The sequence below is a fragment of the Arenibacterium sp. CAU 1754 genome, from assembly GCF_054482635.1.
The window spans coordinates 613,381-627,772 of record NZ_JBTLRG010000002.1 but is presented as its reverse complement, the minus strand read 5'-3'; the positions used below and the strand labels follow the sequence as shown (position 1 = coordinate 627,772).

Below are 14,392 nucleotides of genomic sequence, written 5' to 3'. Positions count from 1 at the left end.
CAAAAAAGGGCGCCGTTGCGGGCGCCCTTGGTTCTTATTCACAACAGCGGCGGTTCTCAGAATGCCGTGCCGCTTTTCACGCCCAGTTTGCGAAAGATAACGGCCGCCGGGCAAAAACCCGTGATCGACGACTGGATCAAGTTTACACCGATGAAAACGGTGAACCACATCCACAGCGGCGACACGAACGCGGTCAGCGCCACGCTCAGCAAAATCATGAAACCGGCGAACATCATAACGGTGCGATCAAGTGTCATTTTCAGGTCTCCTTGTCCTGGCATCCGGGCTGTATTAACCCCTGACTTGCCCTTTATGTAAGACGTCCCGGCAAATAATTCAATATATTGAATATGAATTAACGCCAGTTGTCTCTCACACGCCACAAACGCCCGGTCAGATGCCCTGCTATGGGTCAGCCCGATTGCACCCATCCCACGATTTGCCCTGCGCTCAGCGCACCGGACTGGCGTTTTGCCTCACGCCCCTTGGCAAACGCGACCATCGTGGGAATGCCCCGAATACCATATTTTGCGCCGGTCTGAGGGTGTTCCTCGGTATTGACCTTCACAAGGCGCGCCTTTCCCTTCAACTGGGCCGCCGCCTTTGAGAACTCAGGCGCCATCGTCCGGCACGGTCCGCACCAGGGAGCCCAGAAATCGGCCACCAACGGCAGGTCATCGTTCCGTGCGGCCTTGGCCAGAACCTCGGGCGACACCTCCACAGCCCTGGATGGCACCAGGGGCGCACCGCAGGTGCCGCATTTTGCACCGGCTTCCAGCTTCTCTTCGGGGACGCGGTTCAGTTGGCCACAATCCAGACAGGTCAGTTTCTTAGCGCTCATTGACGAGCCTCCTTACGCCAGAAAACACATTCGATATTTAATATAAGTATGATTGGCATCGCCGAAACCCCGGCCAAGCGATTCTGAGAAATCCTTGCGCCACTTGGGATTATCCTTGCAAGTTGCTCCGGTATCTGCAATATGCGCCACGCTAACGTTATTCTCTATCGACCCACTGTCTCCCTTCCACCGGCGCTCAGTCTTCGATCCAGACCGACCACGCCGAGCTGTCGCATTCTGCGGGCAGCATCTAAATAGGAGACCACGGATATGGCCACTGGCACCGTGAAATGGTTCAACTCGACAAAAGGTTTTGGTTTTATTGCCCCCGACGGCGGCAGCAAAGATGTGTTCGTGCACATTTCGGCTGTTGAGCGCGCAGGCCTGACCGGCCTGGCAGACAACCAGAAAGTGACCTTCGACATCGAAGCCGGCCGTGACGGCCGCGAAAGCGCAACAAACCTGGCACTGGCCTGATTTGTTACAGTCGGGCGCGCCAAGGCGCGTCCGACACCCCGATTTGCCAGATGCGGCAAATCCCGGCACACTGGCCCCATGTGGTACGTGATCGCCAAAGCCCTGATATCGGGCATCCTGATTGCCATCGTTTCCGAAGTCGCCAAACGCCAACCCGGCATTGGGGCATTGATCGCGTCTTTGCCACTGGTCTCGGTCCTTGCCATGATCTGGCTTTGGCAGGAAAAACCCGATGCAGCCAACATGGCGCATCTTTCCACCTCAACCTTCTGGTACGTCCTGCCCTCTTTGCCGATGTTCATTTTGATCGGTGTTCTGCTGAACCGGGGATGGTCTTTCTGGGTCGTGTTGATGCTGGGCTGCGTGCTGACCATGGCGCTTTATGCGCTGATGATCTGGGCGGCTTCGCGTCTGGGGTATGATCTCTGACACCCATGGCCCACATGCAACCCCACGATGTGCCCCGACTGCCTCACTTCTGCGTCAGAAGGCCCTGAAAACGGCTAAAATCGTTGACCACGCCGCCCCATGGCATAATCTTGCCTGCGTTGTTGAACCCATCTGTGAGGCCGGTCATGATTTCCCGTCGCAATTTTATCGCTACATCCACCGCGGCAACGGTTCTGCCCAGTGCCGCACTGGCCAAGAAACCAGAAGAGGTCGTGTTCGACCCAACTCCCCAGTTTGTGAAAATCAAAAAGGAATTCGAGGTCGGTCAACTTCTGATCCTGCCGCGGTCCTATTATCTTTATTTCGTGACTGAGCCGAAGAAAGCCATCCGCTATGGCGTCGGCGTCGGCAAGGCCGGGCTGGAATTCACCGGAACCGCTGTGATTCAGGCCAAGAAAGAATGGCCCACGTGGCGCCCGACCGACGAGATGATCGACCGCGATCCGCGGGCCTATGCCAAATTCGTCGACAATGATTACATCATGCCGGGCGGACCGAAAAACCCGCTGGGCGCCCGCGCGTTGTACCTGTTCCAAAACGGGGTCGACACCTATTTCCGCATACATGGCACCACCCAGCCCAGCAGCATTGGCCGGTCCGTGTCCAACGGATGTATCCGGATGCTCAACGAACACGTCACCGATCTGTATGAGAGGGTGCCGGTCGGAACGGTTGTCACTGTTCTCTGAGCGCGCTCTGGCGCACATGGCATTAAATCGCCACCATGGATGGACCTGACGTGTGGTTGGTATAACCTTGCGCATGCAGTCTGATCCGATGTGGCGGTCCAACATGCCTTTTCACCTTGCCTTGATCATTTCCACGGCTGTTTGGCAGTTTGGCCATCGGGGCGAACGATGAGCCTGATCGTCATCCTGACCACGCTCGCAGCCACGCTGGTTGCGGCCCTTCCGACCCATGCCGATGGTCCCACGGATCAGGAATTTGCAGTCGTTCGCGAAAGGCTTGCCGCGCTGCAAATGCTCTCGTTTGCCACCAACAGGGAATATTGCGGTTATCTTCTGCGACAGGCGGACGGATCGATCGGGTTTACCGATATGGTCCGGGGCGGCAACGATGGTTGTACGCCACTGGTTCCCATTTCCAGAACTGACCTTATCGCGTCGGTGCACACGCACGGTGCCTATGACCCGGAGGTGCCCGCTGAATTTCCAACCGCCCTCGACATGAAAAGCGACCGGCGCGAACACCTGAACGGCTTTGTCGCCACGCCCGGTGGGCGATTGTGGTACATCGACACCCGCGCGATGATAACCCGCCAGCTGTGCGGCCTCGGATGCCTGCCTCAGGATCCGAAATTTCATCCCGGCGACGATGGCCAGATTGCGCAGGTTTATACCTACGAGGAGTTGCTCGGCTTGGAATCGCCGGAATAGCAGGTGCAGATAAAAAAACTTGCTACTCAGTAGGATCGACCCCACATTAAACATGCGACGTTAAGCTATCGACACCACTGCTCCTCTACCGGCTCAGTCCTCGATCTTGCACTGACTTAGCCGACCTGCCGCATTCCGTGGGCAGCACTACTTAGGAGAAACGACGATGGCTACTGGCACCGTCAAATGGTTCAACTCGACAAAAGGCTTCGGCTTTATCGCCCCCGACGGCGGCAGCAAGGATGTGTTTGTGCATATTTCGGCTGTTGAGCGCGCGGGGCTGACCGGCCTGGCCGACAATCAGAAAGTGACGTTCGACATCGAACCCGGCCGTGATGGCCGCGAATCTGCGGTCAACATCGCGCTGGCTGACTGATTTCATCGGGCCTGACTGGCCCGATCTGATGCTTGAACCGGGCCCACTTGCGGCCCGGTTTTTTATTTGCTGCTGTCTTTGACGCGCGCAAGCAGGTCCAGAACCGTGGGCCCGATTGTTTCAACGATCCGCGCAACCCCTTGAGCATTCGGGTGAATGCCGTCCGGCTGCAAAAAGGGCCGCATGGCCGCCGGATCACCCGCCTCGCCGGAAATACCGTCGAAAAACCGGGGCAGGAACAATGTGCCAAAGGTCTGCGCCAGTTCGGCATAATTTGCCTCGAAGGCCGCCTTGTAATCCGGCCCATAGTTCCCCGGCGCCTCCATCCCGATCAGCAACACCTCGACCTCCGCCTTGGCGGCCTCGGACAGGATGGTTTCAAGGTTTTGTCGGCTGACCGCCGGATCAATCCCCCGCAAAAGATCATTCCCCCCCAGCGCCACGATCATCGCGTCCACGTCCGGCGTCAGGGTCCAGCCCACCCGCGACGCGCCCCCGGCCGTGGTGTCGCCAGACACGCCCGCATTGATCAGAACCACATCAGCACCTTGAGATTGCAGCCACTTTTCCAGTTGCGGAACGAATCCTTCCTTCTGAACCAGACCGTAGCCCTGTGTCAGGCTGTCGCCCAGAGCGGCGACCGTCACCGGTTCTGCGCGCGCAGTGGCGGCGCAACACATCAAGGCAAAACTCATAATCAACTTGCGCATCGCGCTGGCCGCTCCATATCTGATGTCACATGATTAAACATTGTCAGGGCCCATGACCGACCCAATCCTTTCCCTAAAAGATGCTGCTTTGTCGCTGAATGGCAATGCCGGCCTTGTCAATATTCTGCGCGGCATCACGCTGGATGTGCACCGCGGCGAAACATTGGGCCTTGTCGGACCGTCCGGATCGGGCAAGTCCTCACTGTTGATGGTGATGGGCGGGCTTGAGCAGGCGACCGGGGGCACTATCACCGCCCTTGGCCATGACCTGACCCGCATGAACGAGGATGAACTCGCCCGGTTCAGACGCGATCATATGGGCGTCGTGTTTCAGTCCTTTCACCTGATTCCGACCATGACCGCACTGGAAAACGTCGCGACCCCGCTGGAACTGGCGGGCGCGTCGGACACCTTTGAGCGGGCACAAAATGAATTGGCCGCCGTTGGCCTTGCTGACCGGACCAACCACTATCCCGCGCAATTGTCGGGGGGTGAACAGCAACGCGTCGCCCTTGCCCGCGCGCTTGCGCCGCGGCCGGACATTCTGTTGGCGGATGAACCCACCGGCAATCTGGATCAGGACAATGGCAATGCGATCATCGACCTTTTGTTCGGGCTGCGCGACCGGCACGGCGCCACGCTGGTTCTGGTGACCCATTCCAATGAACTGGCCCAGCGCTGTGACCGGGTGATCCGCCTGCGTGACGGACAGATCGCGCCCGAACAGAAACGGGACGCCGCGGAATGAGCACACGCACCGCCCTGCGTTTTGCGCGGCGCGAATTGCGCGGCGGGCTACGCGGGTTTCGCATCTTTCTGGCCTGTCTGGCGCTTGGGGTCGCCGCGATTGCTGCTGTCGGCACTGTCCGCGCCAGCATTCAGGCGGGCCTGAACCGCGAAGGCGCGGCCCTTCTTGGCGGCGATGCCGAAATGGAATTCACCTATCGCTTTGCCGCGCAAGAGGAACGAGACTGGATGGCGCAAAATGCGCTTTCCGTTTCCGAAGTGGTCGATTTCCGCTCCATGGTGGTCGTGGACCGCAACGGCACGACTGAACGCGGGCTGACGCAGGTCAAGGCCGTCGATGACGCCTATCCGCTGATTGGGGCGGTCAGTCTGTCCCCCGAGATGTCAATTGACCGCGCGCTGGCCGGCGGAAACGGCCAGCCAGGCGCCGTGATGCAATTGGTTCTGGCCGATCGCCTGGGCCTCAAACCGGGTGAGAGGTTCCGGCTCGGCACGCAGGATTTCGTCCTCATGGCAATCCTCGAGCATGAGCCCGACAATGCCTCGGGCGGGTTCGGACTGGGCCCGCGCACCATCGTTGCGACCGAGGCATTGCAAGCCTCCGGGTTGCTGGAGCCGGGCACGCTCTATTCAACGAAATACCGGCTCGACCTGCCGGAGGATATCGACCTGCCCGCCCTCGCGCGCGAGGCCGAGGAGAGGTTTCGCGAAACCGGCCTGCGGTGGAGCGATTCCCGCAATGGCGCGCCGGGGGTATCCCAGTTTGTCGACCGGCTGGGCGCGTTCCTGGTGCTCGTTGGCCTGTCGGGCCTGGCCGTTGGCGGGGTCGGCGTATCCGCCGCCGTGCGGGCTTATCTCGCAGGAAAAACCAGTGTGATCGCAACACTGCGCACGCTTGGGGCGGAACGCGCGACCATCTTCAAGACCTATTTCTTTCAAATTGCCATCCTGTCGGTCGTGGGCATTTCCATTGGGTTGGTCCTTGGCGCGATTGTTCCTCTGATGCTTGCCCCGTTGATCGAGGCGCGCCTGCCCATCCCCTCCGCATTTGCCTTTTATCCCGCGCCGCTGGGCGAGGCGGCGATTTACGGCCTTTTGACTGCCTTCATCTTCACGCTCTGGCCGCTGGCCCGCACCGAAGAGGTCCGCGCCGCGACGCTGTTCCGCGATGCATTGTCCACGGCCCGCCTGTTACCGCCGCTGCGGTATCTGGTGGCCACGGGCATCGGACTGGTCGCGCTGGTCGGACTGGCCGCATGGTTCAGCGGCACGATCCGCCTGACGCTCTGGACGACCGGGGGGCTGTTTGGGGCTCTGGTGCTGCTGACCGTGTCGGCCATTTTGATCCGTCTGATCGCCCGACACAGTTCGGTGATCGCGCGGGGACGGCCCGCCCTGCGGTGGGCGCTGGCGGCGATTTCTGGACCACGTGAGGGGGCCGCCTCGGTTGTTCTGTCGCTGGGACTGGGCCTGTCGGTACTGGCCGCCGTCGGGCAGATCGACGGCAACTTGCGCGCGGCGATTTCTGGCAATCTGCCGGATGTGGCGCCGTCCTATTTCTTTGTCGACATTCAAAAGGACCAGATCCAGGGGTTCACCGAGCGCCTTGCAAATGATCCTGCCGTATCGCGCGTTGACAGCGCGCCCATGCTGCGCGGGGTCATCACCCGCATCAATGGCCAGCCTGCGATCGAAGCGGTCGGGTCGCATTGGGTCTTGCGCGGTGATCGCGGGCTGACCTATTCCGCTGAATTGCCCGAAAACACCCACGTCACCGCGGGTGAATTCTGGCCCGCTGATTATACCGGCCCGCCCCAGATCAGCTTTGCCGCAGAAGAAGCCGAAGAAATGGGCATCCGGCTGGGCGACACGATGACCATCAACATCCTGGGGCGCGATATCACCGCAACCATCACCAGCTTTCGCGAAGTTGATTTTTCGACTGCCGGCATCGGGTTTGTGCTGTCGATGAACCCGTCGGCGCTGCAAGGCGCGCCACACAGTTTCATTTCGACTGTCTACGCCGAAGAGAACGCCGAGGCGCAAATCCTGCGGGATCTGGCCAGCGCCTATCCCAACATCACCGCCATCCGGGTGCGCGATGCCATTGACCGCGTGGCCGAGGTTCTGGCCGGTCTCGCCGCCGCCACATCCTATGGCGCGGCGGCCACGCTGCTGACCGGATTTCTGGTGTTGATCGGCGCCGCCGCCGCCGGAGAAAGCGCGCGCACCTATGAGGCCGCCGTTCTGAAAACCCTAGGGGCCGCGCGCCGCCGGATCATGCTCAGCTTTGCCATCCGGTCTGCCCTGTTGGGGCTGGCGGCGGGTGTCGTCGCCCTGTTCGCCGGAATTGCAGGCGGTTGGGCGGTCAGCACATTCGTCCTGGAAACCGATTTCGCCGTGATCTGGCCCTCCGCTCTGGCCATTGTCGGCGGCGGGATGCTGGCCACATTGCTGGCCGGGCTGATGTTTGCATGGCGACCGCTCGCGGCCCGCCCGGCCCGGATTTTACGAGCGCGCGAGTGACCGGGCACCGCACTCGATGGGCTGCAGCATCGAGATCAGCCTGTCATTGTCGCACACAAGCTCCGACAAGGTGACCTTGTCCAGAAACGCATAAAACGCCTGGGCCGCCTCGGCGAGGATGGTTTTCAGCCGGCATGCCGAGACCAGCGGGCAACTGTTATCGGCATCGGCAAAGCATTCCACGATCGGCAAGTCGCCTTCGACGTCACGAAACACGCTGCCCACCTGAATGCTTTCGGGCGACCGTCCCAGCTTCATGCCGCCATTGCGGCCACGCTGCGTACTGAGATATCCAAGTTGACTGAGTTGGTTGATCACCTGCGCCAAGTGGTTTTCCGAAACATTGCAGCAGGCCGCAATTTCGTTTTTTGTGACCAGGCGGTCGGGATGAGCGGCACAATACATCAACAGCCGCATGGCAATATTGGTACGTTTGGTAATGCGCATCAGAAGACCCTTCCAAGGACGAAGGGCCTCACTGTTGCACGGTTCGCAAAACAATGGTTTGACTTGCATCAATTCGACAAACCCCGGTTTGGACAGAAACAACAATGAATGATCCGTATTTCTTCGGCTATGGAAGCCTTGTGAACCGGGCGACGCATGACTTTGCCCGCCCTCAACCCGCCCGCCTGACGGGATGGCGGCGCGCCTGGCGACACACCGATCTGCGACCGGTCGCGTTTCTGACCGCCGTGCCGGATGACGCCTGTGAAATAGAAGGTCTGATTGCCCAGGTCCCCGGTGCTGACTGGGAGGCTCTGGATCAGCGCGAATGGGCCTATGACCGTGTTGCGGCCAGCCACGCGGTGACCCATCCGCTGTCAGACCCGCTCGACATTGCGGTCTATTCCGTGCCCGCCGACCGGCACGGCACGCCGACGAATGCGCATCCGATCCTGCTCAGCTATCTGGACGTTGTCGTTCAGGGCTATCTGCGGGAATTCGGGCGCGACGGGGTTGAACGCTTTTTCGCGACGACCTCGGGCTGGGACGCGCCCATTCTGAACGACCGCGCCGAACCGCGCTATCCCCGGTATCAGAGCCTGAGCGCACAAGAAACGCGCTGCGTCGATGACCACCTGATGGAGTTGTCGGTCCGGATCATCACCAGGAATGAGGTCGCGACGGGTTAACCGCGCCCCCGCACAACCTGCAGCAATGGCATCAACGCTGCCATCTCCGGGCCGCGTTCGCGCCCGGTGATCGCCTTTCGCAGTGGCATGAACAATCCGCGCCCTTTGCGACCGGTGGCCTCTTTCACCGCGCTGGTCCAATTGGCCCAGGTGGAGTCGTCAAACGGCAGCGGCGGCAGTATCGCCATCGCCTGTTCCACGAAATCCTTATCCTCGTCCGCGATCAGCGGGTCGGCCCCGTCCCGGCACAGATCCCACCACTGGCCAAGATCGCCCAACGTGGTGATATTGTCGCGCGCCATCAGCCAGAACGGCTCGGCCAGATCGGCAGGCAGGCCCAGAGCATCGACTTGCTCGCGCACATCCTCAAGCGGCAGGGACTGCAAGTAATGGGCGGTCAGCGGATAAAGGTCCGCCTCGTCGAATTTGGTCGGCGCGGACCCAAAGCGGGACACGTCAAACCCGTCGATCAGCTTGCCCATGTCGGTCTGCAACTCCACCGGATCGCTGGAGCCAAGCCGCGCCATCAGGCTGAGCAGCGCCATCGGCTCCACGCCCTTGGCCCGCAGATCGCGAAGCGAAAGCGTGCCCAGCCGCTTGCTGAGGGATTCGCCCTGTGGCCCGGTCAACAGCGAATGGTGCGCAAAATGCGGAACTTTTCCGCCCAGCGCCTGGATGATCTGAATCTGGGTTGCAGTGTTGGTCACATGGTCCGACCCGCGCACGACGTGCGTTACGCCCATTTCCGTGTCGTCCACGACCGAAGCCAGCGTGTAAAGAACCTGACCATCGCCCCGGATCAGAACCGGGTCGCTGACACTTGCCGCGTCGATCGAGATGTCGCCCAAGATTCCATCGGTCCATTCAATGCGTTCGTGGTTCAGCAGAAACCGCCACACGCCCTGTCCTCGCTCTGCGCGCAGGGCATCCTTTTCGGCGTCACTCAGGGAAAGTGCAGCCCGGTCATAGACCGGCGGCCGCCCCATGTTCAGTTGTTTCTTGCGCTTGAGGTCCAGCTCTACCGGCGTCTCGAACGCCTCATAAAAGCGGCCCATCTCGCGCAGCTTGTCCGCCGCCTCGGCATAGCGGTCAAGCCGATGCGACTGACGCTCGACCCGATCCCAGTGCAGGCCCAGCCATTCAAGGTCTTCCTTGATGGCATCGACATATTCCTCTTTCGAGCGTTCCGGGTCAGTATCGTCGATCCGCAGAATGAACGTGCCCCCGGATTTTCGGGCAATCAGGAAATTCATCAGCGCCGTGCGCAGGTTTCCGATATGGATAAAGCCGGTGGGCGACGGGGCGAAACGGGTGGTGGTCATTGGTGTCTCCTGTACCGGCGCCGTTTGTCACAGGGGCCGGGCTTTGTCCAGTAAACTGCGCCGGGTCTCTAGGGTCAGAGGCTCACGAAAAAGGGTTTACCGACTCGCCGTAACACGGGAATGTGCCTTGGCGCACAGACCAATGTGCGGACAGGCTACACTGGCCAGGCGACGGTTTCGCACTACTTGCGATCCATCCCAATAGAAGGAGGAATGCCATGACCAAAGAAATCAAATTGACCCGCCGCGCCGCTCTTGCCGGGGCTGCGGCACTGCCGATTGCCGCAGCAACAGCCAACTCGGTTCAGGCCGCCGCACCGATGATGGGCACATCCGCGCCGCTGTTCAACCGGATCAAGCTGGGCGAATTCGACGTCACCACCCTGCTGGCCGGAACCCGCCCGGTGGAAAACCCCCATGCGATCTTTGGCCTGAATGCCTCGGCCGAGGAATTCGCCGCCGCATCCAAGGCAGCACGAATTCCCACGGACGTCGCACAGTTCTTTTTCACACCGACCGTGGTCAACACCGGATCGGAATTGGTGTTGTTTGATACCGGCCTGTCCGGCGCCGGAACGACGGCCGCGCTGGCCGCGGCCGGCTACACCCCGGATCAGGTCGATGTCGTGGTCATTACCCATATGCACGGCGACCATATCGGCGGGCTCAGCACGGATGGCACACCGACCTTTCCCAACGCCCGCTATGTGACCGGATCGGTCGAATTCGATGAATGGGACATGTCCGGCAACGAAACCTTCGAGGCAAAGATGCGCCCGCTCGCCGAGCAGACCACTTTCCTCGACGATGGTGGCAGCGTCGCAAGCGGGATCACCTCGATGGCGGCATTTGGCCATACGCCGGGCCACATGACCTATATGCTGGAGAGCGGCGGCAAGCAGCTTTTGCTGGGGGCGGATTTCGCGAACCATTACGTCTGGTCGCTGGCCTATCCGGATTGGGAGGTCAAATTCGATCGTGACAAGGCCGCCGCCGCCGCCACGCGTCGCCAAATCCTCGACATGCTGTCGGCAGATCAGATTCCGATGATCGGCTATCACATGCCCTTCCCGGGTCTGGGTTTTGTGGAAACGCGCAATGACGCCTATCATTACGTGCCCCACAGCTATCAGCTGATGCTGTGACCTGATTGACCGGGTGCATCTTGTGCCCGGTCAAAACCCGCTGTCAGGTTTGATCCGGCTGCCGTCGGTGAAACGCGACAGGCGGAAATCATGCGGGTCAACCACGGGTGTGGCCCCCGTCACCAGGTCCGCCATCAACCGCCCCGCGCCTGGGCCGATGCCGAATCCGTGTCCGGAAAACCCTGTCGCGATGAACATGCCGGGCATGTCAACCACGCCAGAAATTACCGGGATCGCATCCGGCGTGACGTCGATCATGCCGGCCCAACTCTGCACGATGTCGGCCTTTTCAAAGATCGGAAAGGCGCGCTGCGCTTCGGCCCAGCTGGAGCGTAACACACGCTGTGACGGGTTTGGGTCCAGGATCCGGCACAACTCAAAGGGCGTCACTTCGTCCGGGCGCCAACTGCGCGCTTCTCGCGCTTCTTGGCCCCAGCGGCCAGAGATACGGAACCTGAGCGAACTCCACTCGGCGATCAGGGCAGGCAAGAATGCCTTGGCCAGCCGGAAACTGTCGGGAACGATATCAACCATGTTCTCGGTGCCCGAGGCGATAGTATACCCCCCGTCGGCGCGTTTGCGCAGGGCAAAGTCATCGGCCCAGACCGAGGCCTCGGGCCCCTGTACCGGTGTCGTGCGCATGACCGTGTTCAGCACCTTGAGTTGCGGCAGCCGGATGCCCGCATTGCCCGCAAACAGACGCGACCATGCCCCGCCCGCCAGAACGACCGCACCACATTTGACCCGGCCCTTTTCGGTCACCACACCGGCGATGCGCCCCCCTTCCAGATCAACGCCGCGAACGGCGCATGCGGTCATCACCGTGGCCCCCGCCGCGCGCGCACCTTCAGCAATCGCCGGGGCGGCCCATTGTGGCTCGGCCCGGCCATCGGTGGGCGTATAAAGTGCGCCTTTCACCTTCATTTGGTGGCCCGGCATCAACTGCTCCAGTTCATCGCCCTGAATGACGCGGCAGTCGATCTGAAGCGGGGCCAGATGTTCGGCCCAGCGCTCGTTGCGGGCCACACTGCGCGCGTTGGGTGAGGTGAACAAAATGCCGGTCTTCGCATAGCCGGTCTTGCCAGCGACGCGCGCATCCAGACCTTCCCAGATGCGGATCGCTTCGATCATCAGAGGAATTTCGCGCGGATCACGCTGGGACAGGCGCACCCATCCCCAGTTGCGGCTCGATTGTTCGGCCCCGATCTGGCCCTTTTCGCACAGCAGGACAGATTGGCCACGTTCGGCAAGCTCAAGCGCCGTGGAAACACCGATGATCCCGCCGCCGATAACAACCACATCAACACGGTCGGGCAGGCGATGATCAGACTGAAACGGTGTAACAACAGGCCCCGGCATTGGAGCATCTACACAGATCCTTCTGACCTGGTCCAGTTGGCCGTGTTCCCTATTGGATCGATCTGCGGCAGTTGTGGCCCAGCCGACACTTACAGTAACTATTTACACGCGATGCACGCGTTTGAAATGCCCGGCTCAGGACCCGTCACGCCAGCGGTTCACGATCGGATAGCGCCGGTCGAGCCAGAATGCCCGCTTGGTCAGGCGCGGACCGGGGGCTGACTGGAACCGTTTGTATTCGCTGATATAGACCAGATGCTCGACCTTCCTGGCGGTGGCGCGGTCGAACCCGGCGGCGACGCAATCAGCGATGCTGCCGTCCTTGTCGACCAGAATGTTCAGCAATGCGTCTAGTTCAGGATAGTCAGGCAGGCTGTCGCTGTCTTTCTGATCTTCGCGCAATTCCGCCGTGGGCGGTTTGTCGATCACGTTGGGGCGGATCACCTCGCCCGCCGGGCCCATCATCCAGTCGCGGTGGTTTTCATTGCGCCAGCGGCAGGTTTCGAACACCCGCGTTTTATACAGATCCTTGATCGGATTATAGCCACCGGCCATGTCGCCATAGATCGTGGCATAACCCACTGCCACCTCGGATTTGTTGCCGGTCGTCAACAGCATCTCGCCAAACTTATTGCTGAGCGCCATCAACAGCAGACCGCGCAGGCGGGACTGGATGTTCTCCTCGGTCAGGCCGGGTTCGGTGCCCTCGAACAGCGGGGCCAGCGTGTTGGTGATCGCCGCGCGCCCCTCGGAAATCGGGACGTAATCGTACCGGCAGCCCAACGCCTTGGCGACAGCCTCGGCATCCTCTAGCGACGCGCGCGAGGTGTATTCGGACGGCAGCATCACGCAGCGCACATTGTCCGCGCCCAGCGCATCCACCGCGATGGTGGCGACGATGGCGGAATCCACGCCACCGGACAGGCCCAGCAGCACCTTTTTGAAACCGGTCTTGGCCATGTAATCGCGCAGGCCCAGTACCATGACGTGATAATCCTGTTCCCATTCGCTGGGATGCACATGTTCCTCGCCCGGCAGAATGCGCCAGCCCTCGGCGCCGCGCTCAAGATCGACATGGGCGATGGCGCTGTCGAATTGCGGCATCTGGAACGCCAGTTCGGCACCCGGGTTCAGTCCAAAGGTCGCCCCGTCAAACACCTGATCGTCCTGCCCGCCGACCATGTTGAGATAGATCAGCGGCAACCCGGTTTCGATCACGCGGGCCACCATGTGGTTCAGCCGGGTGTCATGCTTTCCCCGGTAATAGGGCGACCCGTTGGGCACCAACAGGAACTCGGCCCCCGTTTCGGCCAGGGTTTCGGCCACATCCTCGTGCCAGGCATCTTCGCAGATCGGGCTGCCGATCCGGGTGTTGCCCACGCTATAGGGGCCGCCCAGCGGACCGGCGTCGAAAATGCGCACCTCGTCGAACACGGTTTCATTGGGTAGATGATGCTTCAGAACCGTGCTGGCGATCTTGCCGCCTTTCAGGATCAGGTAGGCGTTGTAAAGTTCGGTGCCTTCCACCCACGGCCCGCCAATGGCCAGCGCCGGCCCGTCTGCACACTCCTGCGCCAGCGCGCGCACCTGTTCGATGGCCGCCGTGTAAAACGCCGGTTTCATCACCAGATCCTGCGCATTGTACCCGGTGATGAACATCTCGGGCAGCGCCACAAGGTCGGCCTTGGCCTCACGTCCGGCCTGCCATGCCTCGCGCGCCTTGGCCGCGTTGCCGGACAAATCCCCGACAATCGGGTTCAGCTGACCCAGAGTAATGCGAAAACGGTCGGACATGACGGCCCCTGCGCTTGGTGTTCCTTCTCTGGTCATTTACCAGATCACACCGCAGGGGAAAGCAGATTGCAGCGAAAGACGTTGCCCCGAACCGGTTGCTCGCCTAATTTCA

The 14,392-nt window shown here is 61.0% G+C and carries 16 protein-coding genes; 9 read left to right on the top strand and 7 right to left on the bottom strand.

All coding sequences use genetic code 11. The features are described 5' to 3' along the window. Positions 1 to 56: 56 nt before the first annotated feature. Positions 57 to 257 (bottom strand): YgaP family membrane protein, encoded by a 201-nt coding sequence (locus ACXYMO_RS09820; protein ID WP_458878519.1) that lies wholly within the window; start codon positions 255 to 257, stop codon positions 57 to 59. 155 nt (positions 258 to 412) lie between these two features. Then, the gene (gene trxC, locus ACXYMO_RS09815) at positions 413 to 841 is read right to left on the bottom strand and encodes a thioredoxin TrxC (protein ID WP_458878518.1); all 429 of its coding nucleotides are present in this window, start codon (positions 839 to 841) and stop codon (positions 413 to 415) included. A gap of 270 nt (positions 842 to 1,111) precedes the next feature. Here trxC and ACXYMO_RS09810 point away from each other — a divergent pair, with 270 nt between their 5' ends. The 5 genes from ACXYMO_RS09810 to ACXYMO_RS09790 all read left to right on the top strand — a co-directional run bounded on the left by ACXYMO_RS09810 (position 1,112) and on the right by ACXYMO_RS09790 (position 3,541). Beyond that, positions 1,112 to 1,318, top strand: a complete 207-nt coding sequence (locus tag ACXYMO_RS09810) for a cold-shock protein (protein ID WP_027263247.1) — start codon at positions 1,112 to 1,114, stop codon at positions 1,316 to 1,318. Between the two features lie 78 nt (positions 1,319 to 1,396). Continuing rightward, the gene (locus ACXYMO_RS09805; RefSeq protein ID WP_458878517.1) at positions 1,397 to 1,747 is read left to right on the top strand and encodes a DUF3147 family protein; all 351 of its coding nucleotides are present in this window, start codon (positions 1,397 to 1,399) and stop codon (positions 1,745 to 1,747) included. A gap of 146 nt (positions 1,748 to 1,893) precedes the next feature. Further along, on the top strand, positions 1,894 to 2,457 hold the full coding sequence (locus ACXYMO_RS09800) for a L,D-transpeptidase (protein WP_458878516.1): 564 nt from the start codon (positions 1,894 to 1,896) through the stop codon (positions 2,455 to 2,457). 168 nt (positions 2,458 to 2,625) lie between these two features. Further along, a complete protein-coding gene (locus ACXYMO_RS09795) occupies positions 2,626 to 3,165 on the top strand; it encodes a DUF4329 domain-containing protein (RefSeq protein WP_458878515.1) in 540 nt (179 codons plus the stop codon). Between the two features lie 166 nt (positions 3,166 to 3,331). Beyond that, positions 3,332 to 3,541, top strand: coding sequence for a cold-shock protein (locus ACXYMO_RS09790; protein WP_458878514.1), 210 nt, complete (start codon positions 3,332 to 3,334; stop codon positions 3,539 to 3,541). A 62-nt stretch (positions 3,542 to 3,603) separates the two neighbouring features. On the opposite strand, the gene ACXYMO_RS09785 is transcribed toward ACXYMO_RS09790, so the two are convergent. Further along, entirely contained in the window at positions 3,604 to 4,251 is a 648-nt protein-coding gene (locus tag ACXYMO_RS09785) for an arylesterase (protein ID WP_458878513.1), read from the bottom strand. A gap of 52 nt (positions 4,252 to 4,303) precedes the next feature. Between ACXYMO_RS09785 and ACXYMO_RS09780 the strand changes: the two genes are divergently transcribed. Continuing rightward, on the top strand, positions 4,304 to 4,999 hold the full coding sequence (locus ACXYMO_RS09780; protein WP_458878512.1) for an ABC transporter ATP-binding protein: 696 nt from the start codon (positions 4,304 to 4,306) through the stop codon (positions 4,997 to 4,999). Continuing rightward, complete coding sequence (locus ACXYMO_RS09775; RefSeq protein ID WP_458878511.1) at positions 4,996 to 7,524, top strand: ABC transporter permease; 2,529 nt, start codon at positions 4,996 to 4,998, stop codon at positions 7,522 to 7,524. The genes ACXYMO_RS09780 and ACXYMO_RS09775 overlap by 4 nt, the downstream gene beginning before the upstream one ends. Here the strand turns inward: ACXYMO_RS09775 and ACXYMO_RS09770 are convergent. Beyond that, positions 7,507 to 7,971, bottom strand: coding sequence for an RrF2 family transcriptional regulator (locus tag ACXYMO_RS09770; protein ID WP_458878510.1), 465 nt, complete (start codon positions 7,969 to 7,971; stop codon positions 7,507 to 7,509). The genes ACXYMO_RS09775 and ACXYMO_RS09770 overlap by 18 nt on opposite strands. Before the next feature lie 104 nt (positions 7,972 to 8,075). Between ACXYMO_RS09770 and ACXYMO_RS09765 the strand changes: the two genes are divergently transcribed. Then, complete coding sequence (locus ACXYMO_RS09765; protein ID WP_458878509.1) at positions 8,076 to 8,660, top strand: gamma-glutamylcyclotransferase family protein; 585 nt, start codon at positions 8,076 to 8,078, stop codon at positions 8,658 to 8,660. On the opposite strand, the gene gltX is transcribed toward ACXYMO_RS09765, so the two are convergent. After that, a complete protein-coding gene (gltX, locus tag ACXYMO_RS09760) occupies positions 8,657 to 9,982 on the bottom strand; it encodes a glutamate--tRNA ligase (RefSeq protein WP_458878508.1) in 1,326 nt (441 codons plus the stop codon). The genes ACXYMO_RS09765 and gltX overlap by 4 nt on opposite strands. 218 nt (positions 9,983 to 10,200) lie before the next feature. On the opposite strand from gltX, the gene ACXYMO_RS09755 reads away from it, so the two are divergent. Continuing rightward, positions 10,201 to 11,127 carry an MBL fold metallo-hydrolase gene (locus tag ACXYMO_RS09755; RefSeq protein ID WP_458878507.1) on the top strand — a complete coding sequence of 309 codons (927 nt, stop codon included), beginning with the start codon at positions 10,201 to 10,203 and terminating at the stop codon, positions 11,125 to 11,127. Between the two features lie 30 nt (positions 11,128 to 11,157). Here the strand turns inward: ACXYMO_RS09755 and ACXYMO_RS09750 are convergent, their stop codons facing one another. After that, entirely contained in the window at positions 11,158 to 12,486 is a 1,329-nt protein-coding gene (locus tag ACXYMO_RS09750; RefSeq protein ID WP_458878506.1) for an NAD(P)/FAD-dependent oxidoreductase, read from the bottom strand. Positions 12,487 to 12,621: 135 nt separating this feature from the next. Next, positions 12,622 to 14,280 (bottom strand): NAD+ synthase, encoded by a 1,659-nt coding sequence (locus tag ACXYMO_RS09745; RefSeq protein ID WP_458878505.1) that lies wholly within the window; start codon positions 14,278 to 14,280, stop codon positions 12,622 to 12,624. Between the last annotated feature and the right edge of the window lie 112 nt (positions 14,281 to 14,392).